Genomic DNA, 25,821 nt, shown 5'->3' with positions numbered 1-25,821 from the left:
TGTTTTTTTATGCCCGACAGAAAATAATGGCGACTTTTGAAAAGCCGCACGCTTTTCGTCGCAAACGGTTGGCATTTTGTAAATCTACCGTTAACCTGATAGCGGATTTCACTTCTGTAATCACAATGGAACTTCGTCATGTTTGAGAACATTACCGCCGCTCCTGCCGACCCTATTCTGGGCCTGGCCGATCTGTTTCGTGCCGACGACCGCCCTGGCAAAATCAACCTGGGTATTGGTGTATATAAAGATGAAACCGGCAAAACCCCGGTCCTGACCAGCGTTAAAAAAGCTGAACAGTATCTGCTGGAAAACGAAACCACCAAAAACTACCTCGGTATTGATGGTATCCCTGAATTTGGTCGCTGCACCCAGGAGCTGCTGTTCGGTAAAGGCAGCGAAATTGTGAGCAGCAAACGCGCTCGCACAGCACAAACCCCTGGCGGTACCGGCGCGCTGCGCGTTGCGGCGGATTTCCTGGCGAAAAATACCTCTGTTAAGCGCGTATGGGTGAGCAACCCAAGCTGGCCAAACCACAAGAGCGTCTTTAACTCTGCGGGTCTGGAAGTACGTGAATATGCTTACTACGACGCGGCAAATCACTCTCTCGACTTTGACGGCCTGCTGGCAAGCCTGAGCGAAGCGCAGGCAGGTGACGTGGTGCTGTTCCACGGTTGCTGCCATAACCCAACCGGTATCGACCCGACGCTTGAGCAGTGGGAACACCTGGCTAAGTTGTCCGTGGAGAAAGGCTGGCTGCCGCTGTTTGACTTCGCCTATCAGGGCTTTGCCCGTGGTCTGGAAGAAGATGCGGAAGGCCTGCGCGCGTTCGCAGCCGTGCATCAGGAACTGATCGTGGCGAGTTCCTATTCCAAGAACTTCGGCCTGTACAATGAGCGCGTAGGTGCCTGTACGCTGGTCGCGGCAAACGAAGAGACCGTCGATCGTGCGTTCAGCCAGATGAAGTCCGTGATCCGCGCCAACTACTCTAACCCACCGGCACACGGTGCGTCTGTTGTTGCCACCATCCTGAGCAACGATGCCCTGCGTGCGATCTGGGAACAAGAGCTGAACGATATGCGCCAGCGCATTCAGCGTATGCGCCTGCTGTTCGTGAACACGCTGGCTGAGAAAGGCGCTGACCGCGACTTCAGCTTTATCATCAAACAGAACGGCATGTTCTCTTTCAGCGGCCTGACCAAAGAGCAGGTTCTGCGTTTGCGTGAAGAGTTTGGCGTGTACGCCGTAGCGTCTGGCCGCGTGAACGTTGCAGGCATGACGCCTGACAACATGGCGCCACTGTGCGAAGCGATTGTCGCCGTACTGTAAGTTGCGCCCATAAAAAAGCCTGCATTATGCAGGCTTTTTTTTATTCGGGTTACCAGACAGGCATTTCGTCCTGAAGGAACGGGTTATGGAGCCGTTCATAGCCCAGCGTCGACATCGGACCGTGTCCTGCGATAAACGTGACGTCATCACCCAGCGGCAATAACTTTTGTTTAATCGACTGAATCAGCTGACCGTGATCGCCGCGCGGGAAATCGCTGCGTCCTACGCCACCTTTGAAAATAACATCGCCGGAAATCAGCAGACGTGACTGGCCATCAAAGAAGACGATATGGCCTGGCGTATGCCCAGGACAATGCAACACCTGTAAAGTCACATTCCCTACGGTAACGCGATCTCCTTCGTTTAACCAACGATCGGGCGTCAATGGCAGACACTCATCAAGGCCAAACATGCGGCTTTGGGCGGGTAACCCCTGCAGCCAGAACTCATCTTCTTTTTCCGGGCCGATCACCGGCACACCGTAGTGTTCAGCCAGTTCAGCCGCAGCACCCACATGGTCAAGATGACCATGAGTGAGCAAAATCTGCATCAGCGTAACGCCGCTTGCTGCGACTTCCTGCTTGATTTTCTCAGCGTCACCGCCGGGATCGACAAGCGCGGCCAGTTTAGTTTGCTCGCACCAGATCAATGAACAGTTCTGGGAGAACGCGGTAACCGGAATAATACGATAGTTCATACTGCTCCTGTGTTTCGTTATTACCAGTGCCGAACCGGCCCGGTATCAATATGCACAAAGTTGCTACGTGGGTAGTATCCTACACCACCTGCGCGCATAGATAACGCGGCTTTGCGAATATTGGCTAACGAAACGCCTTCAATGTGGAAATCCATTGCCTGCCCTTTCGTGTGATAGCTTTTTTTCGCTACCCCACGGCTGTGGGCGCGCAGTTCATTGTTGGTATCGAGTGAACGGTATCCTGAAATTAGCTGCACCGGCTTGCTGGTTCCCAGCAGGCCCTGAAGGCGGAAAATCTGATCAAACAGTCCTGGATCGATGGCTTTTATTTTATTCGCGCGGAAATCACGGAAAAAATGGTTAAGTCTTGCTAATTCATCCTGAATATAGCCTCTGCCATCGAAAAACTCCGCTTTAAGCGACTCACCGGTATGAAGATTGTTGAGCGTTAAAATACGCGGACGTGGTGTCGAGAGGGTGGCAAATGCTGGCGTCGGAAGGATGGCCGCAGCGCCGAGCGCAACACCACCTAACGCCAGCAATTTGCGGCGATTAGCGTCAAATTTGTCCATGATAATCAGGTCTACAGGTCAATGAAATCGTAAATATGCTTAGCGCACGAAGGGCACCTTAACTGTCAAAACAGCTTACGTCAAGGCGCCCAACCCCAGTGAATACGCGGCTTACAGCCAGATCGCCCCGTATTCACCATAACTTACGACAATCAATTTGCCCGAACTACTTCATTTACCTGATTAATTGTTCAGCTTTTGGCAAAATTTGTGCGCCGGATCGCGCAGTGAGATCATAATTGTAAATATCTGTACGGTACTGGGTGCGCCCGTCCTCGCCGACAAACGCCGTCAGATAGTAAAGATTGACCGGAATGTTGTGTCGAATATTAACGTAACGGGTATCACCTTGTTTCAACGCATCTGAAATCCGCGTATCGTTCCAGCCCGCATCCTGCAGCAGCATATTTGCCAGCTCGGAGGCCTTATTCACACGGACGCAACCCGAACTGAGCGCGCGCGTATCCTTCTGGAACAGGTTGTGGTTCGGCGTATCATGCAGATAGATTGCATCTGAACTTGGCATGTTGAATTTATAGCGCCCCAGCGAGTTATGGGCGCCCGGAGCCTGCTGGAAGCGGAACGGTAAATTCGACGCCGTTATCGTTGACCAGTCAACCATCCAGGGATCTATCGCCTCTTTACTGTTCCATCCGCGCATCACGGTATACCCGTGGCGCTCCAGATATCCTGGATCGTTCCAGACCTTAGGCAGGATATCCTTACGAGCCAGCGTCGGCGGGACGTTCCACGGCGGGTTAACCACCACGTTATTCAGCGCGCTGCTCATCATTGGCGTTTTACGATCGGGACGCCCGACAATCACACGCGAAGCCAGCACTTCACTCCCGTTCTGGTAATAGACCAGCGAATACGCCGGTATATTTACCATGATGCCGGTAGACAGCGTGCCTGGCAGCAAGCGCAAACGCTGGATATTCAGCGCCAGTACACCCGCCCGTTGTGCCGGAGAAACATTCAGCCAGTCGCGCGTTGACGGACCAATTACGCCATCGGCACCCAGCCCCTGAATAGCCTGGAACTGCTTAACTGCTGCAACCAGCTCGCGATCATACGCGGCTGGCTTCGAGCTTAGCGGAGCTGCGCTGGTCTCTTTTACCGGTGCCGACGGGCTCACCGCCACGCTTTGACCGTCATCGCCAGGAAGCGCAATTTTTGGCCCATTATCCAGAATGCCGGAACGTTTGAGAATTTCGCGCAGTGCGGGAACATCACTGCTCCACTGCCCCGGACGCAGCGTGGCCGCCGCTCGGAGTTGCGGCCACGGGCGCGAATCCGTAACCAGTTCAAGCAGCGACTGATGCATTGTGGCGTATTGCGGATGTGCAGGCGCAAGGCTTGCGATAAAGCGCGGCAGGTCGCCATTATCCAGTGACAGTTGCCATTGGTTTATGACCGACAGGGCTGGCGTCGCCAGTTTGTACGGTTTTTCGCTGTATAACCAACGATTGCCATTCACCGGAATACCCGCCACAAACTGGAGATACCCCATCATGGCATCCGAGAGAACCACGTCACGCGCCTTCCCCGTCACGGCTGGATCGGTCAACAGCTCAACCCAGGTCGTAAACTGCGGCTGAATGCCCGCGATGGCCACTTCTGCCAGCTGCTGCTGGAAAGCACGCACCGCATCACGATTATCCCACATCGGTTTCATATCACGCGCGGCATAGAGCAGCGTGAGCTGATTGAGATAAGCAGGCGTATATCCTGATGGCAGCCCGGACTGCAGCTGCTGACGAACAGACTCTGTGTCGATACCTTCAGGTAACGGCGTAATACCGGCCATAATGGCCGTTGCTGGCGACTGCTCCAGCGGCTGCGACAACGATGTCGGCTGAGCGCCCATCGTTGCAGAGCTGTCAGTCGGTACAACCTCAGGCTCATCAGCCTGTGCGGTGAACAGTGGAGCAAACATCACTGCCAGACACAAACTCAGCGCTGACAGCTGACGACCACGATTTTTCTTTAGCAACATCCCTTGCCCCCTGTTTTCACGACACGCCCATCACATTGGGGCTTTCTTTCATTATAGGTAGGCACACATGCTGTTGGCTTACCTTATGTAAAGAAGTTTAAAGATAACGCAGCCGTAAGCACAAGCTAAGAGTAAAAAAAAAGCGGCGCTACTGCGCCGCGCTTTGTAACAAAACACCTCAGGAGGCGTCTGCCGTACCCGGTAAAGACTCAGGTGGTTGCGGTGCAAAACCGCGTAACCCGACAACGTGAACGTGTTCGCTGTTCTGGAACACTTTACGTACCAGTTTGTACGTCGTCCCTTTTTCCGGGCTGATGTTCTCCGGTGCCGCGATGATGAGCTGCATATCGAGGCGATCGCAAAGCTCAAACAGCGTGGCGATGGAACGGGCATCAAGACGCGCCGCTTCATCAAGGAACAGCAGACGACATGGCGAGATGTCTTTCCCGCGCAGGCGACGCGCTTCATCTTCCCAACTCTGGACAACCATCACCAGAATCGACATACCGGTACCGATAGCCTCACCCGTCGACAGCGCACCAGACTCCGCACGCAGCCAGCCGTCGGAGCCACGGTTAACCTCAACTTCCATCTCCAGATAGTTACGGTAATCCAGCAGTTCTTCACCAATGGTTTGCGGCGTACGCTGGCCCATATCGATCTGCGGGTTCAGGCGCTGATACAGCTTCGCCAGCGCTTCAGAGAAGGTCAGACGGTTGCTATTGAACAGATCCTGGTGCTGTTCATGTTGTTCAGACAGCACGTCCAGCAGCGTAGAGTGAGCCTCACGCACGTTCACGTTCAGACGTACGCTGTTAACCTGGCCAAACGACACGCTCTGCAGGCCCTGGTTCAGCTGGCGGATACGGTTCTGCTCGCGCTGAATGGTCTTACGGATGATATTCGCCACGCTGCGGGAGCTGATAGCCAGCTTCTGCTCGCGGGAGGTCAACTCTTCCGTCAGGCGACCCAGCTCGATTTCCATCTGTTCGATGGCTTCGACCGGATCGTCGGTACGGATGATGTCCTGACGAATACGTTCGCGCAGGTGCTGATAAACGGCCACGAAGAACTGGATTTTGCGCTCTGGACGCTTCGGATCTTCCGACATGCGCAACACATCACGCAGGTGTTCGTTATCCGCCACCGCCAGACGCAGCGCACCCAACGCTTTATCCGACATGGAACGCAATTCGTCCCCGGAAAGATAGGCCAGCTCGCGACGGTGTAGACGACGCTCAACGTTATTGTCTTTCACCATGCGCATCACCGCGCACCAGCCCGCCTTCGCGGTCACGACCTGCTCGCGCATTTCGTGATAGTCGCGCTCCAGCTTGCGCAGGCGACGCGTCAGGTTGTCCATCTCCGCTTCGCAGAAGGTCAGTGCTTTTTCCAGCTGGTTGCGGCGCGCGCGGTTGTTGCTGAGCTGGCTGTGCAGTTCATCGCGACGAATGCGCGCACGCTCTTCCGCACCGCTGTCGGCACGCACGCCAATATCCTGCAGCTCTTTGTGCAGATCGTTCAACAGCTCTTTCTTGGTATCGAAGGAGCTTTTCAGCGAGGCCATGACCTGACTGTACTGGCTCAGCTGTGCGGCATGCGTACGCATGGCTTCACGAGCGCGGGTACGCTCGGCTTCAGCCTGCTCCAGGCGCTGACGCAGCTTTTCATTCAGATCGCTGTTTCCGCTCAGCATTTCTGCTGAATCGGAGTAGCCGAAGTGGGCGCGACGCTGTACGACTTCCGTCAGGGCAAACGCCTGCTGACGCGCTTCGCGCTGCACCTGCTGTGACCAGGCGTAATCCTCTTTTAACTGCTCGAACTGCTCCGGGTCGCTTTGAAGAACGGAGATGACCGGCTCCAGCTTCGCCAGCTGATTACCGTGCTGCTGCACAAAACGCGCGGCTTCCTGCGCTTCATCCAGGCGTTCCTGGATTTCATCTACGCGGTCAGCCAGCGTGTCATCAGCCAGCAGATTCAGGCGCGGCAGGATGCGGTTAAGGGCGGCGACGCCCTCTTTCGCCTGTTCAAACTGGACGCGGCTCTGCTGGTTGTCACTTTCATGATTGGCAATCGCGCGCTCAAGTTCACCACGGCGAGTATTGAGCTTGCGAATCTCTGCTTCCGGATCCGCGTCAAAGGCCACGGCAAGATGGCTACCGATAAAGCGGCTGAATGCCTGATGCAAACGCTGGGTTTTCTGAACGTCAAACGACAGCGTCGCAAAGCGTTCGGAGAGCGTTTCACGCTCGGCGTGCAGGCTTTCAATACGGTTTTCACGCGCGGCACGGCCAAACAGCGGCAGTTCCGGGAAGCGGGAATAGCGCCACTGCCGGTCGGCGATTTTCACCACCACCGCTTTTTCCAGCTCGTCGACGCTGAATACGCTGTCATCAAACGACTGCGGATCCCCTTCGATCAGGTAGAGATCTTCCGGGCAATCTTCCAGTCCTGCCAGCTGCTCAGAAATCAGCGACAGATCCGGGACGACAATTGCATTACGCGACGGACCGTACAGCGCGGAGAAATACGGCGCATCGTCCAGACCAACATCGTCGTAAATTTCGGACAGCAGTACGCCGCCAAACCGCTCTGCCAGCGTATTGAGACGCGGATCTTCCGCACCGCCCGGCTGGCTTAAGCGCTCAATTTCGTCGTCGACTTCACGCTTGCGGGCGCCAACTTCATCACGCTCAACAATCGCTTCGCGCTCGCGCTCCAGCAGCTGCTGCAGGTATTCGGTCACTTCCTGACTGGATTCAAACTGCTCGCCGCACTGTTCGCTGAGCTGGCTCAGGCTGCTTTGAGCTGCCAGCCAGACCGGCGCACGCTGCAACAGTTTTTGCGAGCGGGACTGAAGCTGCTCCATCTCCTGGCGCAGCGTCATACGTTGTTCGCTGGCGTTAGAGACACTGTCTGAAAGTGCCGCAATACGCGCTTCAAGCTCCTGATGCAGAGCCTCAAGCTCGTCGAAATCGTAATTTTTCCCCTGACGCTTGCAGAATTCCGCCAGCAGACGCTCGGCTTCCTGCTGCTCGCGCAGACGCTGTTCCAGCTCGTTGAGACGCATACGCAGCGGCTGAACCTGCTCGGCCAGATGGCGCTGGTTCACCCCGTCACGCAGCAGTTCACGGGCGACGTCCCAGGCTTCATTACGCGCCAGCGGGCCGTTAATCGCCACGACCAGCTGGTAAGCCTGCTCAAACTGGCTGTGCGCCGTTTGCGCGACGCTCATTTTCTGATCGAGTGACAGGAGTTTCTCAGTGGCTTCCTGCTCTTTGGCCTGGAAGGTATCCAGCCATTCGTCGGCGCTTTCTGGCGTTAAGTCAGGCAGATGACACAGCTCTTTGGCACGCTGTAACGCCTGCAGGGCCTGAGTGTACTGAATAGCACGCGTCTGCTGCACGTCCAGCGCCTGCTGGTAATCGGCGAGCTGGCTTTTCAGCTCATCCACTTCCAGCTCGGCGGCTTCGGCGCGGGCTTCGTTCTCTTCCTGCATGTCGGCGGCTTCGGCCACCACTTCGTTTTGCTCTTCGAGGCGAATTTGCAGCTCATCGAGGTCCGCTTCATAACGCTCGATTTTTTCCTGCTGACGCAGCGCGGTCTGCACCAGGTTGAGGTGATCGCTGGCGGCCTGATAATCCGCTTCCAGGTCACCTTCGGCACCGTTGTGCTCACCCAGCTCGCGCGCCATTTCGACGTGCTTATACTGCTCGGCCACCAGCTGCTTACGCGAGGTAAACAGCTCGCGGCGGTACTCTAATGCCTGATCGAGATGAATGCGGCGCTCGTTGGCGTGACGCATATAGTCTGCGGCCACATAGTTGGTGGCTTCGCTGATAAGGTGTTTAAACAGGTCGCGGTCAGACTGGGTCACGCGAATGGCTTCCAGCGTCATGCGGTTCTCACGCAGCGCGGCTTCCATATCCTGGAAGGCTTTACGCACGCCGCTGTTTTCCGGCAGCAGGTAGTCGCGCAGGGAGCGGGTAATGGCGCTGGAGATACCGCCGTACAGGGACGCTTCGATCAGACGGTAGTATTTGCTACGGTCTGATGCCGTGCGCAGACGACGCGCCACCACGCCCAGATCGAACATCAGGGAGTGGTAGTCGGTAATGGAGTTGAACTGCTTGAACTGCACGCCTTCGATAGTTTCGAGTTTGTCTTTCAGCTCCTGCAGCGTCAGCACGCGCGCCTGACGTTCGTTCAGCGTTTCCGTCAGCAGCGCCGTCGGCTGCACGGATGTTGGCAGCCCCTGGATGGCGAACGGTTTGATATCCACTTTACGGTCGCGACCGGCAACCTGCTGCAGACGCACGCCCACTACCACGCGCTGGTGACGAGAGTTGATCACGTCCAGCACCGAATAACAGACACCGGCCTTCAGCTTACCGTGCAGACCCTTATCACGAGAGCCGCTTGTCGCGCCCGCTTCGGTGGTGTTACGGAAGTGCAGCAGTGTCAGATCGGGGATCAGCGCCGTCACAAATGCCGCCATGGTGGTGGATTTACCCGCACCGTTACCGCCGGAGAGCGTCGTAACCAGCTCATCCAGATCGAAGGTTCGGGCAAAGAAGCCGTTCCAGTTAATCAGCGTTAGTGAGCGAAATTTACCGCGTTCAATCATTACTCTTCCTCCCCGCTATCCGGCAGATTCTCTTCATGCTCATCATTGAGCTGCAAATGGTTTTCTACCGGCATCGCTTCACCGTCGCGGATCATGCGCAGCTGCGCTTCACGGGCGTCATCACCCGCGCGCACGTCGGCGCCGAAGCGGAAGACAGATTCCGTAATGCGGAATTTGCTGCTGTCGTGACCCATAAACCAGACCATGCCCAAACGACGCAGACGGTTCAGGGAAGAGCGAACTTTTTCCTGTAATTTCTGACGGTCAAGATCGGAACCTGTCGAACGGTTGTTCACCAGCTTCAGCAGTTTGCTTTCATCTGCCAGCGACAGCAGTTCGTCGTAGAGTTCCTGCTGAGTGAAAATCCCTTCGTTCGCCAGACGTTCCGGGCTGAGGTAGAGGTAGCAGAGAATTTTGCCGACCATCATATCCAGCTCGGAGAGTACGGAACGCGGAATCAGCGTGGTTGAGCGCGGGCGCAGGTAGAAAAACCCTTCCGGCGCGCGAATCAGCTCCACGTTGTAGCGCGCGTAGAACTCTTCCAGGTATTCCTGGAAATCCATCAAAAAAGCGTGATTATCCAGCTCGTCAAGACCAATGTGACGACCGGCACGCAGCTGGCTGTCCAGCGCCGGAAATAACGGATTCGCCAGCGCCTGTGCCAGCTTTACTGGCATCACTTGTTCAATATTTGTCAATGACATGCGCCTGTACCTTGGCTCCGTAATCGTTGATCGGCTGCCACTTCGGCGGCAGTCCGGTGAAATCTGCTTGCGCGACGCCCAGGCGTACCGCCTGATCTACCACGATGCGGGCAACGTCAAAGTGCCGCGCGCGAGGATATTGCGCCAGATAGTCGCGCACCACGAGACCAAGATCCAGCGGTGCTTGTCTGGTTTTGTAGACAGCGAGCTGTTCTTCGATCATCGCCGCAAGTTGTTCGCGAATTTCGTTAAATTCTTCGTATTCCAGATCCGGTGGCAATTCACCGGTCACCTCTTCATCACGCAGCGCCATCTCTTCGTCGCGCATATCCAGCAGACGGTCGGCATTCGCGTAGGTCAGCGCCCATGGGGCATCGAAATAGGTTTGTACCGACTGGCGCAGACGCTGAGCGAAGACGCGGTTTTTATCCATATCGATTGCGGTACGGATAAATTTATGCACGTGTCGGTCGTAGCCGATCCACAGGTCGATCGACTGCTGGCCCCAGCTAATAATACGGTCGAGTTTGCTTTGCAGATCGAAGACCAGACGGTCGACAAAATGGAGGTCGTCGTGCGCCATGGTCGCATCCTGGATGCGGAGCAGATTGGCCTGCAGCTTGTCGCCTGCGGCTTCCAGCGTATCCTGCAGTTCACGCAGCGTACCGGAGGTTTCTGACAATAAAAGTTCACAGCTGGAGATGGCTGCACGCCAGTCTTTATTCAGCAATTGAGCGATATCGTCTTTCACCTGCTGCTGCTGTTCATCCATCAGACGCTGGGTCAGATCAATGCTGTCGAAAATCTCTGCCACCGAGTACTTCAGCGGCGCGTAGACGTTACGGTGCCAGTGGAATTCGTCACCGTTTTCATCTGCCGCGTCGGCGGCGCGCTTAAGCTCGCCCGCCACGATCGAGAGCTGCATGGAGAGACGCAGCGTCGAAAACTCGCGCTGGCGAATGTAGTAATCGGTAATGCCGATCCCCAGAGGCGTCAGACGATAAATGGCGTTTCCTTCCGCCTGCTCGCTGGTAAAGCGGTTCAGCAGACGTTGACGCACCATATCGTTGATTGCGTTGTTGGCACGCACGCTAATGGTTTCGCTGGTTTGCTCAAACGCATCACTGACATGGCGGAACGCATCCACCAGTTCACCCTCGCTCATTTCACCATCCAGCCGTTCGCCGTTCAGCGTGGCAACCGCCAGCAGGAAGGAGAGTCTGTCTACCGGCAGCGTGATGGAGAAATCGTTTTTCCTGGCCCAGGCAACCAGTTCGGGGACTGTCTGGGAAAATTCACTCATAGATTATCCTTGCTTCTGCGGCTTGCGCGCGGTGACGTGTATATAGCGGCCAAGGCTCAGATAAGGCTCCTGGCGGCAATACCGCGTTTCTATTTCTGTTAAGGCGTCTAAACAGTCATGCTGTTTTTGTTTATCACGCAGATAATCATGAAACACCCTCACGCCTGTTTTACCGGTGATCTCCCAACCTATCTCCTCCAGCCAGCCATAGACCTGCTGCGGTTCACGTGGGAAATCCGGCGATAGCGTGCGTCGTTTCTTTTTATACATACCCTGCTGCACGTAGCCAAAATTGCCCACCAGCACGTTTCGCATCAGCAGACCGTTTGCATTGTAGAACATCAGCGATAACGCACCGCCCGGACGCAACATCGACCACAGCGTTTTTAACATGGCTTGCGGTTCGGCGACCCATTCGAGCACAGCATGAAACAATATCAGATCAACCTGCGTTTCCAAATGCTGGGGAATGTCCTGAGCGGCGCAATGTATAAAATGCATGTTGTCGCTCACACCTTTCTCTTCTGCCGCGCGTTCGGCGCGAGTAACCATCTCAGCAGAAAGATCGCAAAGCGTGACGTGGTGCCCCCGCTGCGCCATCAGAATTGCAGTCTGACCTTCCCCGCCACCGGCATCGAGCACGCGCAACCGCCGGTCACCCAATTCCGCCAACAGCTTGTCCAGATCCTGCCAGAGGATCGTCTGCCGAAGCTGACCTTTGGTGGTGCCATAAATGTTGCGCGAAAACTTTTCCGCGATGTCATCAAAATTGCGATCCCGCATTGGGAAGGTTCCACTCGCTAACTGCAAAACCGCTATTTTGTCACACCCGCGCGGAGAATGAACCACTCTGGTGTAATATCACGGGTAATCGCCTGCTGTATGGTTAAAAAAGGAACCAAAAAGGATGCTTTTTACCCTAAAAAAATACATCGGAGGCATGATGCTTCCCCTTCCCCTGCTGCTGCTTCTCATCGCGCTGGGGCTGGCACTGGTGTGGTTCAGCCGCTTTCAGAAAAGTGGCAAAACGCTTATCACCCTCGGCTGGCTGATGATGCTGCTGCTGAGCCTGCAGCCGGTCGCGGATGGTCTGTTACGCCCCATCGAAAATAAGTACCCGACCTGGCAGGGTAATCAGAAAGTGGAGTACATCGTGGTATTGGGTGGCGGGTATACCTGGGATCCGAACTGGGCACCCAGCTCTAATCTGATCAACAACAGCCTGCCGCGCCTGAACGAAGGTATTCGCCTGTGGCTTGCTAATCCGGGTTCGAAAATGATCTTCACCGGAGCCGCAGCCAAAACAAACCCGGTGAGTACGGCGGAGGCTGGCGCACGCGTCGCTGAATCACTGGGCGTGCCACGTTCGTCTATCGTCACCCTGGACAGCCCAAAAGACACCGAAGAGGAAGCCGCCGCGGTGAAGCAGGCCATCGGCGACGTGCCGTTCCTGCTCGTGACATCGGCATCGCATTTACCGAGAGCGATGATTTTCTTCGAGAAACAGGGATTACACCCCCTACCCGCACCGGCCAACCAGATAGCGATCAACGCGCCGCTTAACCCGTGGGAACGAGCAATCCCGTCCCCGGTCTGGTTGATGCACAGCGATCGTGTCGGTTACGAGACGCTTGGACGCCTCTGGCAATGGCTGAAAGGCGCGTCAGGCGAGCCAGGGCAAGAGTGATTTTGTCGCCAGGTCGAAGTTGGCGCGATTGAACCGTCCGGTATTCACCAGTTGCGCCACTTCATCCCAGAGCAAATAGAGCCAGCGCCGCCAGAGAAACGCCTCCGCGACAGGTGCCCGTTGCAGATAATGCCAGAGCAAACCTTCCGCAGAGGCGCTGTCGCATAGTCTGAACAGTTCGTACTCGCGCGGTGCCCAGAGCATAATGCCCGGCCCAACCATCGCCAACAGCTGGTCGCTGCGGGGATCTTTCAGCATACTGCGCAGGGTAAAATTGCCGTGTATCAGCACGCAGTTGTCATTAAAGCCGTCAAACAGCGCAGGCAAGCACTCGCGGGTGCGAAACAGAATGCGTTTGTCCTGCATGGTTAAACCGGTGTTGTTGAACTGGTTAAGCGTTCCCCACAGCACTTCCACCCGCTGACGATACCAGAGCGGCCACAGGTTTTCCTGGGTGCTGTCGACGGGGCCGACGAGCCCGCGGCTATCCTGCCGGTGCCAGGCCAGCAACGCCTCGACGATCTGATCTTTCAGCTGTTCCCAGCGGTCCGGCGTGCGCGCCGGGGCTTCAACAGAGACGCCACGCAGGCGCTCAATAAGCAGGATATCCGGGCCGGGGTGTTCCTCATGCGTCATGACACCGTAAACCGTCGGCATTCGCACCGTACCTTCCCTTGCCAGCATCGACATTTTCCATGCCAGCTGTCTGGCGACGCCGGGTGAGGTAAAGCTTCTGGCCATGAGAGGCATTGGGTTTCCATGACTGTCATACAGCGCCCAAAGTGCGGTATCCGCCTTTTCATTCACACACTCGACCCGGCTCAACGTCTCGCCAAGCAGATGGCTCAGTTCGGCACGCAGCTGTTCCATATGAGATTACCCCCATTAAGGCTACTGCTTTTATAATGAGCGCGTGAGCATCGGATGTCACCCGGAAGAGATCAATTAAGAGTAAGAAAGGAAAAATTGTGGGGTGAGAACATCCCCCCGAAAGGAGGGATGGAGGCAAAATTAATGCAGTTCGGCGCGAACGCGCTCAAGATCTTCCGGCGTATCAACGCCCGTTCCGGGAACTTCTTTGGCAACGGCTACGTGGATTTTTTCGCCATACCAGAGCACGCGGAGCTGCTCAAGCATTTCAATATGTTCCAGCGGGCTTGGTGCCCAGTTGACATAGCGGCGAATGAAGCCCGCACGATAGCCGTAGATCCCAATGTGGCGCAGGAATGAATCACCGATGGTCTCTTTCGATACCGCAAAGCGATCGCGATCCCAGGGGATTGTCGCGCGAGAGAAATAGAGCGCATAGCCCTCGGCATCCATAACCACTTTAACCGCATTCGGGTTGAATGCTTCTTCCGCATGATGAATGGGTACCGCGAGGGTGGCCATGCCAACCTGTCGCTGCGCCAGATTTTCCGCTACCTGGCGAATAATAACCGCCGGGATCATCGGCTCGTCGCCCTGCACGTTGACGATGACCGTATCATCGCTGAAACCGCATTTCTCAACCACTTCCGCCAGACGCTCAGTGCCGGACTGGTGATCGGCGCGAGTCATGCACACTTCCCCCCCCGCCGCTTCAACCGCTTGCGCCACGTCCGGGTGATCGGTTGCCACGATGACGCGGTCTGCACCCGATTCACGCGCACGCTCCAGAACATGCACAATCATTGGCTTACCGTTGATATCTACCAACGGTTTACCCGGCAGACGCGTTGATGCATAGCGCGCCGGAATAATGACAACGAAACTCATGGCTTGCTCTCTTCTGCCACCAGGGAACGGGCTTCATTTTCAAGCAGGACCGGAATACCGTCCCGCAACGGGAAAGCCAGACTGTCCAGCTTGCAAATCAGCTCTTGTTTATCCTGGCTGTAGTAGAGTTTGCCGTTGCACACCGGGCAGGCAATAATTTCAAGTAAACGGTGATCCATAGTTCCTCCGTATGGGTAATCGCTAAAGCTTAACACATTCCCTTTTCAGGGAGTGTCTGTTTTCGAACCACTTCGGCAGGTTGTAAACAGCCCGTCCGGCATATGGCCCAGCGTCACGCTGCTCGCCCCTTGCCAGCGCGCAAATTCGCTAATGGCGGATGATAATCCTTTCTCCAGGGTAGCCGTCGCCTTAACCCCGTCTTCAAGATACAGCGCGATGATTTCAAGCGTCCCGGTTTTGCGGTGCATTTTGGCATCCATGCGTCCCACCAGTTGCCCTTTATGCAGCATAGGCAAAACGAAGTAGCCGTACTGGCGTTTTGGCGCGGGGGTGTAACACTCAAGCCGGTAGCTGAAATTAAACAGCTGCTCGGCCCGTTTTCTGTCCCAGACGACCGGGTCGAAAGGTGACAGTACCGCGCTGTGCGTGGCCTGGAGCTTACCTTCCAGCGCCTGTGGTAAAAGCGGGAGCAAATCGGCATGCAGCCACATCTCGCCCAGCGTTTCGACAGCGACAGGTATGACGCGCTGCTCGCGCTGCCACATCTCCAGCAACGGTTTTAGCGCGGGCTGACGGAGTCGGTAGTAGTCTGCCAGCCATTGCGGACGAAAAATACCCAGACTGCGGGCGCTGTTCTCCAGCATGATGGCTTCGGCCGCTTCCTGCGTAAGCAGGTCACGCTCGTCGTCCCAGTGCGGCATCACGCGGTGCGTCAGGTCGTATACGCGCTGAAAGTTACGTCGTTCCACAACCATCACTTTACCGGATGTAAACAGCCCCTCCAGATGACGTTTATGCGGCTTCCACTCCCACCATCCGCTCGCCCCTTTTCGCGGATGCTCAAAATCAGCCGAACGCACCGGACCCTTTTCCTGAATATGCGCGATAAGCTGCTCAATTTCAGCGGCGTGTTCATGCATCCACTCCTGACGATATTTCCAGCCCATCTTATCCGGAGAGAGCATGCGGTGACGAATCAGCGCGAAATCACTGCGGGGCAGGAAACAGGCTTCATGTGCCCAGTATTCCATTAGCTCACCCTGGCTAAGCGCATTGTCCAGCCAATGCGGCTGATAATTTCCCAGGCGGCTGAAGAGCACCAGGTAAGGGCTTCGCGCCACGATGTTGATGGTATCGATTTGCAGCAACGACATGCGCTGTACGGTGGAGAGAATGTCAGAGGGTTGTGCGCGACGGCGAGGCTTTTTAAGCAGCCCCTGGGCAGCAAGGTGTAAATGACGTGCGGCTGAAAGCGAGAGTTGCGGTAAAGACATGCGTTTTCCTGTCAGTCAAAGCGCCACCAGAACCGCGTAAGCGTTTATCGCACCAACGCAATCAGTTCCTTGAGCAAGTGTTCCGGCTGCTCGCCGCTGAATTCAGCGTCAACCGGCAGATACCACCAGTTTTCTTTCGCAAAGGCGCGGCATTTCACCGCATCTTTTTCGGTCATGATCAGCGACTGCCCGGGTACGGTCAGGGCGTCTACCTGACCTTCCACCAGCGCCTGGTGGTCTGCCAGCGGAACGCGTTTTTCTGGCCGGGCACCACACTGCTCCAGCGTCGCGAAGAAGCGCGGAGGGTGACCAATACCCGCCATCGCCACCAGTGCAGACAGCTGTTCAACCGCCTTACGCTCGCCCGTTAACAGGTTAACCGCCATGCCAGGCTGAAGATGCATAGGGATTTCCCCTGGCTTAGCCTGGCCACCGTTAACAATGACCGCATCAACGGACTGAAGACGCGACGCGCGTTCACGCATCGGGCCGGCAGGCAGCCACCAGCCGTTGCCAAAACGGCGCACGCCGTCGATAACCACAATCTCTTTATCACGCGCCAGTGCGTAATGCTGAAGGCCATCGTCGGTGATAATGATGTCCACAGCGTGCCCGGCAAGAAGCGCCTGAACGGCGTCGCTGCGCACGGGTGAGACCGCAACCGGCACACCTGTCCGCTGATAGATCAGGACAGGTTCATCACCCGCTTCGGCCGTTGTTGTATCAGCCGTAAGCAGAAGCGGATAGTGCGTCGCTTTACCACCGTAGCCGCGCGATACAACCCCTGGGCGAATACCGCGTTTTTGCAACTGCTCCACCAGCCAGATCACCACCGGCGTTTTGCCGTTCCCACCAGCGGTCAGGTTACCGACCACCACAACCGGAACCGGTGCGCGCCAGGCGCGCTTCAGCCCCAGGCGGTACATCAGACGAATGGCACCGCTCACCAGGCCATAGAGCCAGGAGAGCGGCAGAAGCAGTCGCCACAGCGGTGATTCACCGGACCAGATGCGTGCAATCATTGTTGACCGAACTGCATCTTATGAAGCTGAGCGTAGACGCCACGGTGGGCGAGCAGATCGGCATGGCTGCCCCGCTCGACAATCACGCCGTCCTCTACCACCACGATTTCATCAGCCTGTTCGATGGTCGAGAGACGGTGCGCAATCACCAGAGAGGTGCGGTTCTTCTGCAGTTCGTCCAGCGCTGACTGAATAGCGCGTTCAGATTCAGTATCCAGCGCGGACGTCGCTTCATCCAGAATCAGGATTGGGCTGTCGCGCAGCAGCGCACGCGCAATGGCGATACGCTGACGCTGACCACCGGAAAGGAGCACGCCGTTTTCACCAATGATGGTATCCAGACCGTTATCCATCTTGTTGATGAAGTCCATCGCATACGCCATGCGTGCGGCATTCTCGATCTGCTCGCGGCTGTACTCTTCGGTACGCGCATAGGCGATGTTGTTGGCAACCGTGTCGTTGAACAGATGCACGTTCTGAGAAACCAGTGCAACCTGGTTACGCAGCGACTGCAGGGTATACTCCCGCAGGTCATGGCCATCTAACAGGATTTCGCCTTCATCAATGTCGTAGAAGCGCGTAATCAGGCTGGCGATGGTTGATTTACCCGAGCCGGAACGGCCCACCAGCGCAACGGTTTTACCTGCTGGAATCGTCAGGTTGATATTACGCAGTGCAGCCACTTCGCGGCCTGGATAGGTAAAGGTCACGTTGCGGAATTCAACGTCTCCGTTTGCACGCTCAATCACGCGCGTACCTTCATCTTTTTCCTGCTCGGAATCCAGAATGCTGAACAACGTCTGGCATGCTGCCATCCCGCGCTGGAACTGCGCGTTCACGTTGGTCAGGGATTTCAGCGGGCGCATCAGCGCAATCATGGAGGAGAACACTACGGTGATGGTCCCTGCAGTCAGGGTCTCCATAACGCTCGGGAAACTCGCTGCATACAGAACAAATGCCAGTGCCAGTGAGGCAATCAGCTGAATGATAGGATCGGAGATAGAGGAGGCCGACACCATTTTCATTCCCTGCAGGCGCATTTTATTGCTGACCTTATCAAAGCGCTTGGTTTCGACTTCCTGACCACCAAAGATCAACACTTCTTTGTGGCCTTTCAGCATCTGTTCAGCGCTGGTCGTGACCTGCCCCATTGTATTCTGCATATTCTTACTGATATTGCGGAAACGCTTTGAGACGACGCGGATAGCAATGGAGACAACCGGTGCCAGCACGATGAGGATGAGCGACAGCTGCCAGCTGTAATAGAACATCATGATAAACAGGCCGATGATCGATGCGCCTTCACGGACCACGGTAATCAGCGCGCTGGAGGACGATGATGCCACCTGCTCTGAATCGTAGGTAATACGTGACAGCAGCGTGCCCGTAGACTGTTTATCAAAGAATGAGACCGGCATGCCCATCATGTGACCGAAGAGTCGGCGACGCATGGACATTACCACTTTTCCTGATACCCAGGAGATACAGTAGCTGGAGATATAGCTGGAAATACCGCGTAAGATCATCAGCCCAATAACCACCAGCGGCATCCATAGCAGCACTGAGCGATCCGTTTTACCAAAACCGTCATCCAGTAACGGTTTGAGGAGCGATAGCATAAAAGTATCGCTGGCTGCGTTGAGGATTAACGCTACGCCCGCCACGATCAAGCCTGCTTTGAAAGGGGCAATCATCGGCCAGAGTCGGCGGAACGTTTGCCACGTGGAGAGATCTTTGTCGTTATGCATTCAAAAAACCAGCATTTGTTGAAATAGCCGCATATTCTACCCGTTATCTACGGGCGCGCCAAACCACTGATGATACCAACGCGGTAAATTGTGCTCACGCAGGCGTCGGATCTGCCTGTTATGTTGCGAAAATGTCACCGATATTTGTCCAGAATGAGGGGTGTCTAGCCAGGTATATCCCTCTTTCCCGTAGCGCCGCACCACTTTCGCGGATGGAAAATGCCACGCGTTATAGCGGGCTGCAGAGGCCAGCGCTATTTTCCCTTCTGCACGCTGCACCAACGGCATAGAAGATGAGGTGTTGCTGCCGTGGTGAGGTACCTGAATGAGTGTAGACGCAAGATTGCGCCAGCGGTGGCTCAGCATTGCCATTTCAGCCTGTGCTTCAATATCACCGGTCAGCAGGATGCTCTGCTCACCGTCATCGATCTTAACCACGCAGGAGCGGTTGTTACCTTTGGCGTGCTCTTCTTCAGGCGGCCAGTGAACGCTGAACGTTAGTCCCTGCCACTGCCATCGCTGCCCTCGAAAACAAGGAAGATGTCCATCCTGATGCAGCGGACTCCTCACCCACATTTCGGGCCAGGTTTTTTGCAGCGATGCCAGTCCTCCCGCGTGGTCGAGATGCTCATGACTCAGGATCACCCCTTCTGGCTTCAGGTGATGCCAGCGTAACCATGGAATGATCAACTGCTGCCCGCTATCACCCCCCGGCCAGGCCAGCCCGGTATCGTATAAAATAGCCCTCCCCTGACGTTCAATTACCATTGCCAGCCCCTGCCCGACATCCAGCATGTGCAGCGTCCAGCCGTTAGTTTTATCCGTTCGCCACAAAGGAAGTGCGAGCATAATACTTGCTGTCAGACATACAGCCGGTAGAACCTTCCAGCTTCGAAAACGCCAGCCGATAATGGCAAGCCAGGGTAGCAGCGTCAGGTATTGCCAACGTTCATCAACATCTCGCCAGCCGTCCGGCAAACGAGTCAGCAACCCGAATAACCCTGCCAGAGACTTATCGGCCGCATACCAGACAGCGTTCTCCAGTAACGCCAGCGGAAAAAGATGGAGCAGCATACCGAGAAGGATCAGCGGCACGGAAATAAACGTGACCATCGGAACAGCAAACAGATTCGCGAGAAATGAAGACAGGCTGAAACCATGAAATATCAGCACCTGCAGCGGAAGCAGCAGGCACAGCATCCCTGTCTGCAGATGTATGAGATTTGCCAGAGGTTTTATTCGGCGGATCCAGAGCCCGTTCGGAAGCGGTAGCCACTGGTACCAAAAAATTAATGCCGCAACCGCAAACGCCGACAGCGCAAAGCTTTGCGACAGAACAACCACAGGGTCAAAAATCAGAATTGCCGCCACGCAGGCTAACCAGATCTGCCAGGGAGACCATTGACGGCCGCTAATCCGCAGCACAGCCACCACTGAGAGAGAGACAACCGTGCGCATTGCGGGCGGCTGCATCCCCGTTAACCATGCATAAAAAGCCGCAAAGCACAGACCTGCAAGCATGGGAAATTGCCAATGGATAGCGTGGCTCGGCAGGAAATATTGCAACCCTCTTGCCAGTAACCAGACGATGGACGCAGCCAGCGCGATGTGCAGACCCGAAATCGCCATCAGGTGTATTGTTCCTGTCTCGCGCATGAGATTTTTTATCTCACGTGGTACATTCAGGCGCTCCCCCATCCCTAGCCCAAGGATCACCGGCCCCCACTGATATGCTGTGAGTACGTTTTGCAGTGAGCCCAGGTACCGTGAACGCAGGCTACAGCGTGCGTCAACAACCTCAGCATGCGTAAAACGCCCGCTCAGCGTTTGATGTCGGGCAAAAGCATTTTTCTGCGAATCGTAGCCACCATCGTTTAATTCACCATGTACCGCTCTAAGACGCAGCACCATGGCCCAGCGTTGACCAGCACACGCTTTTTGGGGCAGGTAATTGCCATACAGCGTCACCCCAGTGACGCCCCACCAGCGTTTTCCGTTGAGGCTGACAATGTTTCCTTGATGCATTGTTGCGCCGTCGGTTGCTGTAATGACCACCTCCGCCTGCTGCGGCCCTGTCGTGAGATGATTCAAAGGCCAAATGCTCTCCTGCGCCGCTAATACGCCCCAGCAAAAAAAGAGCAACCCGATACCTGAGAACGTTAGCCATCGTCTTTGCTGCGCGGCTAACGCGATACCTGCGGCAATCATCATCCAGACGCTCTCTGGCTCCGGTACAACAGGTAACCAATAGAGCGGAATAATGGCCAGAATGGCGCAAGCACTGACAATGTGGATCCCCATTTATACCTCCCGGTTTCGGGCAGTATGCCGTGAGAATAGCGTGTCGTCAGACAGGAAAAAGGGGCGTTACGGCGGGCGCTGCAACGTTTTTAGCGGTTTGCAGAAAAGCCAGCATGGAAATGCGTGACGCATTCAGAAATGCAGACGAGAGGCACAAAAAAAGCACCCGCAGGTGCTTTCTTTTAAACCCAGTTTAGCCATTATGGCTAAAACTCAGTTGCCGTAAATATTGGCGCGATCGCGCAGTTCTTTACCCGGCTTAAAGTGCGGAACGTACTTGCCTTCCAGCTCAACTTTATCGCCAGTCTTCGGGTTACGCCCGGTACGTGGAGCACGATAGTGCAGAGAAAAACTACCGAAACCGCGGATTTCAATGCGCTCGCCCTGGGCAAGAGTGGTGGCCATATGCTCCAGCATCTCTTTAACAGCATCTTCCACAGCCTTTGCAGGGATGTGCGGTTGCTGACTGGCAAGTCTTTCAATCAATTCTGACTTGGTCATGATTCCTCCGGTTCCTTTCAAACCAATTAGCTGGACAGCTCATTAAACAAGGGCGGCCGTAGCCGCCCTTTGTTATTGATTACAGGACGAATCCTGCAATCTGTCAAGTCTGCTCCTCATCCTTCTCGCTGTAAATACGTTACAGCTCAAATGATGGTGAGAACTTGATATTACTCGCCTTTAGCTGCTTTGAAAGCTTCAGCCATTGCGTTGTTAGAGAAGTTTGCATCTTCCTGTTTGTTAACAGTTGCGATTGCATCTTTCTCATCAGCTTCGTCTTTAGCACGAACAGACAGGCTGATTGCGCGGTTCTTACGGTCAACACCGGTGAACTTAGCTTCAACGTCGTCGCCAACGCTCAGAACCAGAGTGGCATCTTCAACGCGGTCACGTGAAGCTTCGGAAGCGCGCAGGTAACCTTCAACGCCGTCAGCCAGTTCTACGGTTGCGCCTTTAGCGTCAACTGCAGTCACTTTACCGTTTACGATTGCGCCTTTCTTGTTCAGTGCAACCCAGTTGTTGAACGGATCTTCTGCGAGCTGTTTAACGCCCAGGGAGATACGCTCACGCTCTGCGTCAACCTGCAGAACAACTGCAGCGATTTCGTCGCCTTTTTTGTATTCACGTACTGCTTCTTCGCCTGCAACGTTCCAGGAGATGTCAGACAGGTGAACCAGGCCATCGATGCCGCCGTCCAGGCCGATGAAGATACCGAAGTCAGTGATAGACTTGATTTTACCTTCAACACGGTCGCCCTTGTTGTGGGTTTCCGCGAACTGCTGCCATGGGTTGTTTTTGCACTGTTTCAGGCCCAGGGAGATACGACGACGTTCTTCGTCGATATCCAGAACCATCACTTCCACTACATCACCAACGTTAACAACTTTGGATGGGTGGATGTTTTTGTTGGTCCAGTCCATTTCGGAAACGTGCACCAGGCCTTCAACGCCTTCTTCGATTTCAACGAAGCAGCCGTAGTCAGTCAGGTTGGTAACGCGACCAGTCAGTTTAGTACCTTCTGGGTAACGCTTAGCGATAGCTACCCATGGATCTTCGCCCAGCTGTTTCAGGCCGAGGGATACACGAGTACGTTCGCGGTCAAACTTCAGCACTTTAACAGTGATTTCGTCGCCAACGTTCACGATTTCGCTTGGGTGCTTAACGCGTTTCCACGCCATGTCGGTGATGTGCAGCAGACCATCAACGCCGCCCAGGTCAACGAATGCGCCGTAGTCAGTGAGGTTCTTAACGATACCTTTGACTTCCATGCCTTCCTGCAGGTTTTCCAGCAGCTGATCGCGTTCTGCGCTGTTTTCGGATTCGATAACGGCACGACGGGATACAACAACGTTGTTACGCTTCTGGTCCAGCTTGATTACTTTGAACTCAAGCTCTTTGCCTTCGAGGTGCAGGGTGTCACGGACTGGACGAACGTCTACCAGTGAACCTGGCAGGAACGCACGAATACCATTCAGCTCAACAGTGAAGCCGCCTTTAACTTTGCCGTTGATAACACCGACCACAGTTTCAGCTTCTTCGTAAGCTTTTTCCAGCGTGATCCAAGCTTCGTGACGCTTAGCTTTCTCACGGGACAGCAGGGTTTCACCGAAGCCGTCTTCCACTGCATCCAGAGCAACGTCAACTTCGTCACCAACCTGGATTTCCAGCTCGCCCTGGGCGTTTTTGAACTGCTCTGCCGGAATGGCGGACTCAGATTTCAGACCGGCGTCAACCAGTACTACGTCTTTGTCGATAGCAACAACAACACCACGAACGATGGAACCCGGACGGGTTTCGATTGTTTTTAAGGATTCTTCAAATAGTTGAGCAAAAGATTCAGTCATGTTTAATCTTCAGGTTAAGATAACGTCCACCTGGCTCCATGCCGGATGGGGTTGTTTCACATACCCGCCGTCAATCCATTGCAGCGGGGGTACTACTAAATCGGTCGCGATTACGCGAGTGCCAATTTCTGGCGCGCATATTGTAGCGCTTTTTCAATCACTTGCTCAATAGTTAAACTGGTTGAATCCAGCACTAATGCATCTTCTGCAGGAACAAGTGGGGCGACGGCGCGGTTACGATCGCGGTCATCGCGCTCTTTTATCTCGGATAAAAGGCGATCAAAGTTAACACTAAACCCCTTTTCCTGCAACTGAAGCATGCGCCGTTGCGCACGTTCTTCCGAAGAGGCGTCGAGGAAAATTTTCACTGGCGCATCAGGGAATACCACCGTTCCCATATCGCGTCCGTCAGCGATCAGACCTGGGGCTTCACGGAAACCACGCTGGCGGCGCAGCAAGGCTTCGCGAACGCGCGGGAAGGCCGCGACCTGGGAGGCCGCGTTAGCGACTTCCTGAGTACGAATTTCCCCGCTGACGTCCTCTCCTTCCAGGATCACTTCAAGGTTGCCATCAGTCGAAACAAAACGCACATCCAGATGCGCAGCCAGCGGTACCAGCGCTTCTTCAGAGGCGACATCCACATGGTGATGCAGCGCAGCCAGAGCCAGCACGCGATAGATTGCTCCCGAATCTAAAAGATGCCATTGCAATGCTTCTGCCATCGCTTTGCACAGAGTACCTTTCCCTGCGCCACTAGGCCCATCAATGGTGATTACCGGGGCAAGTGCCGTCATCTTTTTCTCCTTAAATAAGGCATACCGTTTACATGAACGCCGCGCATTATACGCGCCAACGTGCGCAACTGTTACCTTTGCGTGCAAATTACAGAATGATAGAAGCAGAGTGTAGAAGAAATGAGCGAGAGTGTTCGTCAGGAAGCGTAAGGAAATGCCGCATCGGATGATGCGGCATGAGGGTATCAGGCCAGCGTACTAATGCGCGCCAGCTGCTCGAAGTAGTCCGGAAACGTTTTCGCCGTACATTTCGGATCAAGAATGGTCACAGGCGTGTCTGACAACGCCACCAGCGAGAAGCACATCGCCATACGGTGATCGTTATAGGTGCCGATTTCCGCAAACTGCAGTTTTGCCGGCGGGGTCACGCGAATGTAGTCTTCGCCCTCTTCCACCTCTGCGCCGACCTTACGCAGCTCGGTCGCCATCGCGAACAGGCGGTCCGTCTCTTTTACGCGCCAGTTGTAGATATTACGCAGCGTGGTAGTGCCTTTGGCAAACAGCGCCGCCGTGGCGATGGTCATCGCCGCATCCGGGATATGGTTCATGTCCATGTCGATGGCATTCAGCTCGCCGTGGGTACAGGAGATAAAGTCATCGCCCCAGGTAACAACCGCGCCCATTTTTTCCAGCACGTCCGCAAAACGGATATCGCCCTGTACGCTGTTACGGCCAATACCGGTCACTTTTACCGTGCCGCCTTTAATCGCACCCGCGGCCAGGAAGTAGGACGCGGATGACGCATCCCCTTCAACCAGGTAGTTGCCCGGAGACTGGTACTGCTGTGCCCCGCGCACCACGAAGCGCTGATAAGACTGGTTTTCCACCTCAACGCCGAAGGTTTTCATCAGGTGCAGCGTGATATCAATGTACGGTTTAGAAACCAGATCGCCTTTAATCGCGATCACCGTATCCTGCGGTGCCAGCGGCGCGGTCATCAGCAGTGCCGTCAGGAACTGGCTGGAAACGCTGCCGTCCACCTCAACGTTACCGCCGGTAAAACCACCGCGCAGACGCAGTGGTGGATAGTTTTCCTGCTCCAGATAGTCAATCTGCGCGCCGCCCTGGCGTAAGGCATCGACCAGATGGCCAATCGGACGCTCTTTCATACGCGGTTCGCCGGTCAGCACAATATTGTTGCTGCCCAGACACAGGGCTGCCGCCAGCGGACGCATCGCAGTACCCGCGTTACCCAGAAACAGCTCAAGCTCTTCAGCGGAACGTAATGCGCCGCCGTTGCCGGTGACTTCACACCGGGTACGATCGTCAGAGAGAGTGTAATGAACGCCCAACGCTTTCAGTGCATTGAGCATATGGCGCACGTCATCGCTGTCCAGCAGGTTTGTGAGGACGGTGGTGCCGTTTGCCAGAGCTGCCAGCAGCAGAGCGCGGTTCGAGACACTTTTTGAACCAGGCAGATTGATGGTGCCATCTACCCGCGCGATAGGTTGTAACGTCAGGGATTCCATGAAAACTAAACT

20 protein-coding genes are annotated in these 25,821 nt (G+C 55.2%); 2 read left to right on the top strand and 18 right to left on the bottom strand.

The annotated features are described in order from the left end of the window. Positions 1-138: 138 nt before the first annotated feature. Positions 139-1,329 (top strand): amino acid aminotransferase, encoded by a 1,191-nt coding sequence (locus tag KW829_RS08015; protein ID WP_047648166.1) that lies wholly within the window; start codon positions 139-141, stop codon positions 1,327-1,329. A gap of 49 nt (positions 1,330-1,378) precedes the next feature. Here KW829_RS08015 and KW829_RS08010 read toward each other — a convergent pair whose 3' ends face one another. From KW829_RS08010 to cmoM, 7 genes are all read right to left on the bottom strand, one after another. Next, a complete protein-coding gene (locus tag KW829_RS08010) occupies positions 1,379-2,026 on the bottom strand; it encodes an MBL fold metallo-hydrolase (protein ID WP_218307979.1) in 648 nt (215 codons plus the stop codon). Positions 2,027-2,046: 20 nt separating this feature from the next. After that, positions 2,047-2,598, bottom strand: coding sequence for a YcbK family protein (locus KW829_RS08005; RefSeq protein ID WP_010429293.1), 552 nt, complete (start codon positions 2,596-2,598; stop codon positions 2,047-2,049). A gap of 175 nt (positions 2,599-2,773) precedes the next feature. Further along, complete coding sequence (gene ldtD / locus KW829_RS08000) at positions 2,774-4,597, bottom strand: L,D-transpeptidase (RefSeq protein WP_218307978.1); 1,824 nt, start codon at positions 4,595-4,597, stop codon at positions 2,774-2,776. Between the two features lie 178 nt (positions 4,598-4,775). Further along, entirely contained in the window at positions 4,776-9,224 is a 4,449-nt protein-coding gene (gene mukB, locus KW829_RS07995; RefSeq protein WP_089598362.1) for a chromosome partition protein MukB, read from the bottom strand. Then, positions 9,224-9,928, bottom strand: coding sequence for a chromosome partition protein MukE (mukE, locus tag KW829_RS07990; RefSeq protein ID WP_216357088.1), 705 nt, complete (start codon positions 9,926-9,928; stop codon positions 9,224-9,226). Before mukE ends, mukB begins: the two co-directional genes overlap by 1 nt. After that, positions 9,909-11,231: a chromosome partition protein MukF gene (gene mukF / locus KW829_RS07985; RefSeq protein WP_010429279.1), complete on the bottom strand. Its 1,323-nt coding sequence runs from the start codon at positions 11,229-11,231 to the stop codon at positions 9,909-9,911. The genes mukE and mukF overlap by 20 nt, the downstream gene beginning before the upstream one ends. 3 nt (positions 11,232-11,234) lie before the next feature. Then, positions 11,235-12,014, bottom strand: coding sequence for a tRNA uridine 5-oxyacetic acid(34) methyltransferase CmoM (gene cmoM, locus KW829_RS07980; RefSeq protein WP_010429276.1), 780 nt, complete (start codon positions 12,012-12,014; stop codon positions 11,235-11,237). A 124-nt stretch (positions 12,015-12,138) separates the two neighbouring features. Between cmoM and elyC the strand changes: the two genes are divergently transcribed. Next, entirely contained in the window at positions 12,139-12,918 is a 780-nt protein-coding gene (gene elyC / locus KW829_RS07975; protein WP_218307977.1) for an envelope biogenesis factor ElyC, read from the top strand. On the opposite strand, the gene KW829_RS07970 is transcribed toward elyC, so the two are convergent. The 11 genes from KW829_RS07970 to aroA form a co-directional block, all read right to left on the bottom strand. Then, a complete protein-coding gene (locus KW829_RS07970; protein ID WP_218307976.1) occupies positions 12,895-13,788 on the bottom strand; it encodes a YcbJ family phosphotransferase in 894 nt (297 codons plus the stop codon). The two genes, elyC and KW829_RS07970, sit on opposite strands and share 24 nt — an antisense overlap. 141 nt (positions 13,789-13,929) lie before the next feature. Next, a complete protein-coding gene (gene kdsB, locus KW829_RS07965) occupies positions 13,930-14,676 on the bottom strand; it encodes a 3-deoxy-manno-octulosonate cytidylyltransferase (protein WP_182402769.1) in 747 nt (248 codons plus the stop codon). Beyond that, entirely contained in the window at positions 14,673-14,855 is a 183-nt protein-coding gene (gene ycaR / locus KW829_RS07960) for a protein YcaR (protein WP_006174474.1), read from the bottom strand. The genes kdsB and ycaR overlap by 4 nt, the downstream gene beginning before the upstream one ends. 45 nt (positions 14,856-14,900) lie before the next feature. Further along, positions 14,901-16,130, bottom strand: a complete 1,230-nt coding sequence (locus KW829_RS07955) for a winged helix-turn-helix domain-containing protein (RefSeq protein WP_218307975.1) — start codon at positions 16,128-16,130, stop codon at positions 14,901-14,903. A gap of 44 nt (positions 16,131-16,174) precedes the next feature. Next, positions 16,175-17,152, bottom strand: coding sequence for a tetraacyldisaccharide 4'-kinase (gene lpxK / locus KW829_RS07950; protein WP_218307974.1), 978 nt, complete (start codon positions 17,150-17,152; stop codon positions 16,175-16,177). Then, positions 17,149-18,900 (bottom strand): lipid A ABC transporter ATP-binding protein/permease MsbA, encoded by a 1,752-nt coding sequence (gene msbA, locus KW829_RS07945; RefSeq protein WP_089598356.1) that lies wholly within the window; start codon positions 18,898-18,900, stop codon positions 17,149-17,151. The genes lpxK and msbA overlap by 4 nt, the downstream gene beginning before the upstream one ends. A gap of 36 nt (positions 18,901-18,936) precedes the next feature. Continuing rightward, positions 18,937-21,201 carry a ComEC family protein gene (locus KW829_RS07940; protein ID WP_218307973.1) on the bottom strand — a complete coding sequence of 755 codons (2,265 nt, stop codon included), beginning with the start codon at positions 21,199-21,201 and terminating at the stop codon, positions 18,937-18,939. Positions 21,202-21,414: 213 nt separating this feature from the next. Next, positions 21,415-21,702, bottom strand: a complete 288-nt coding sequence (gene ihfB, locus KW829_RS07935) for an integration host factor subunit beta (RefSeq protein ID WP_003858233.1) — start codon at positions 21,700-21,702, stop codon at positions 21,415-21,417. Between the two features lie 170 nt (positions 21,703-21,872). Beyond that, the gene (rpsA, locus tag KW829_RS07930) at positions 21,873-23,546 is read right to left on the bottom strand and encodes a 30S ribosomal protein S1 (protein ID WP_010429251.1); all 1,674 of its coding nucleotides are present in this window, start codon (positions 23,544-23,546) and stop codon (positions 21,873-21,875) included. Between the two features lie 110 nt (positions 23,547-23,656). Beyond that, complete coding sequence (gene cmk, locus KW829_RS07925; RefSeq protein ID WP_010429248.1) at positions 23,657-24,340, bottom strand: (d)CMP kinase; 684 nt, start codon at positions 24,338-24,340, stop codon at positions 23,657-23,659. Positions 24,341-24,525: 185 nt separating this feature from the next. Continuing rightward, positions 24,526-25,809 (bottom strand): 3-phosphoshikimate 1-carboxyvinyltransferase, encoded by a 1,284-nt coding sequence (gene aroA / locus KW829_RS07920; protein ID WP_010429243.1) that lies wholly within the window; start codon positions 25,807-25,809, stop codon positions 24,526-24,528. Positions 25,810-25,821: the final 12 nt, after the last annotated feature.

Origin of the sequence: Enterobacter sp. ENT02 (assembly GCF_019219165.1) — a bacterium.
Lineage (GTDB): Bacteria > Pseudomonadota > Gammaproteobacteria > Enterobacterales > Enterobacteriaceae > Enterobacter > Enterobacter mori.
The sequence above is the reverse complement of the archived record's forward strand: the minus strand, read 5'-3'. Positions and strand labels throughout refer to the sequence as shown.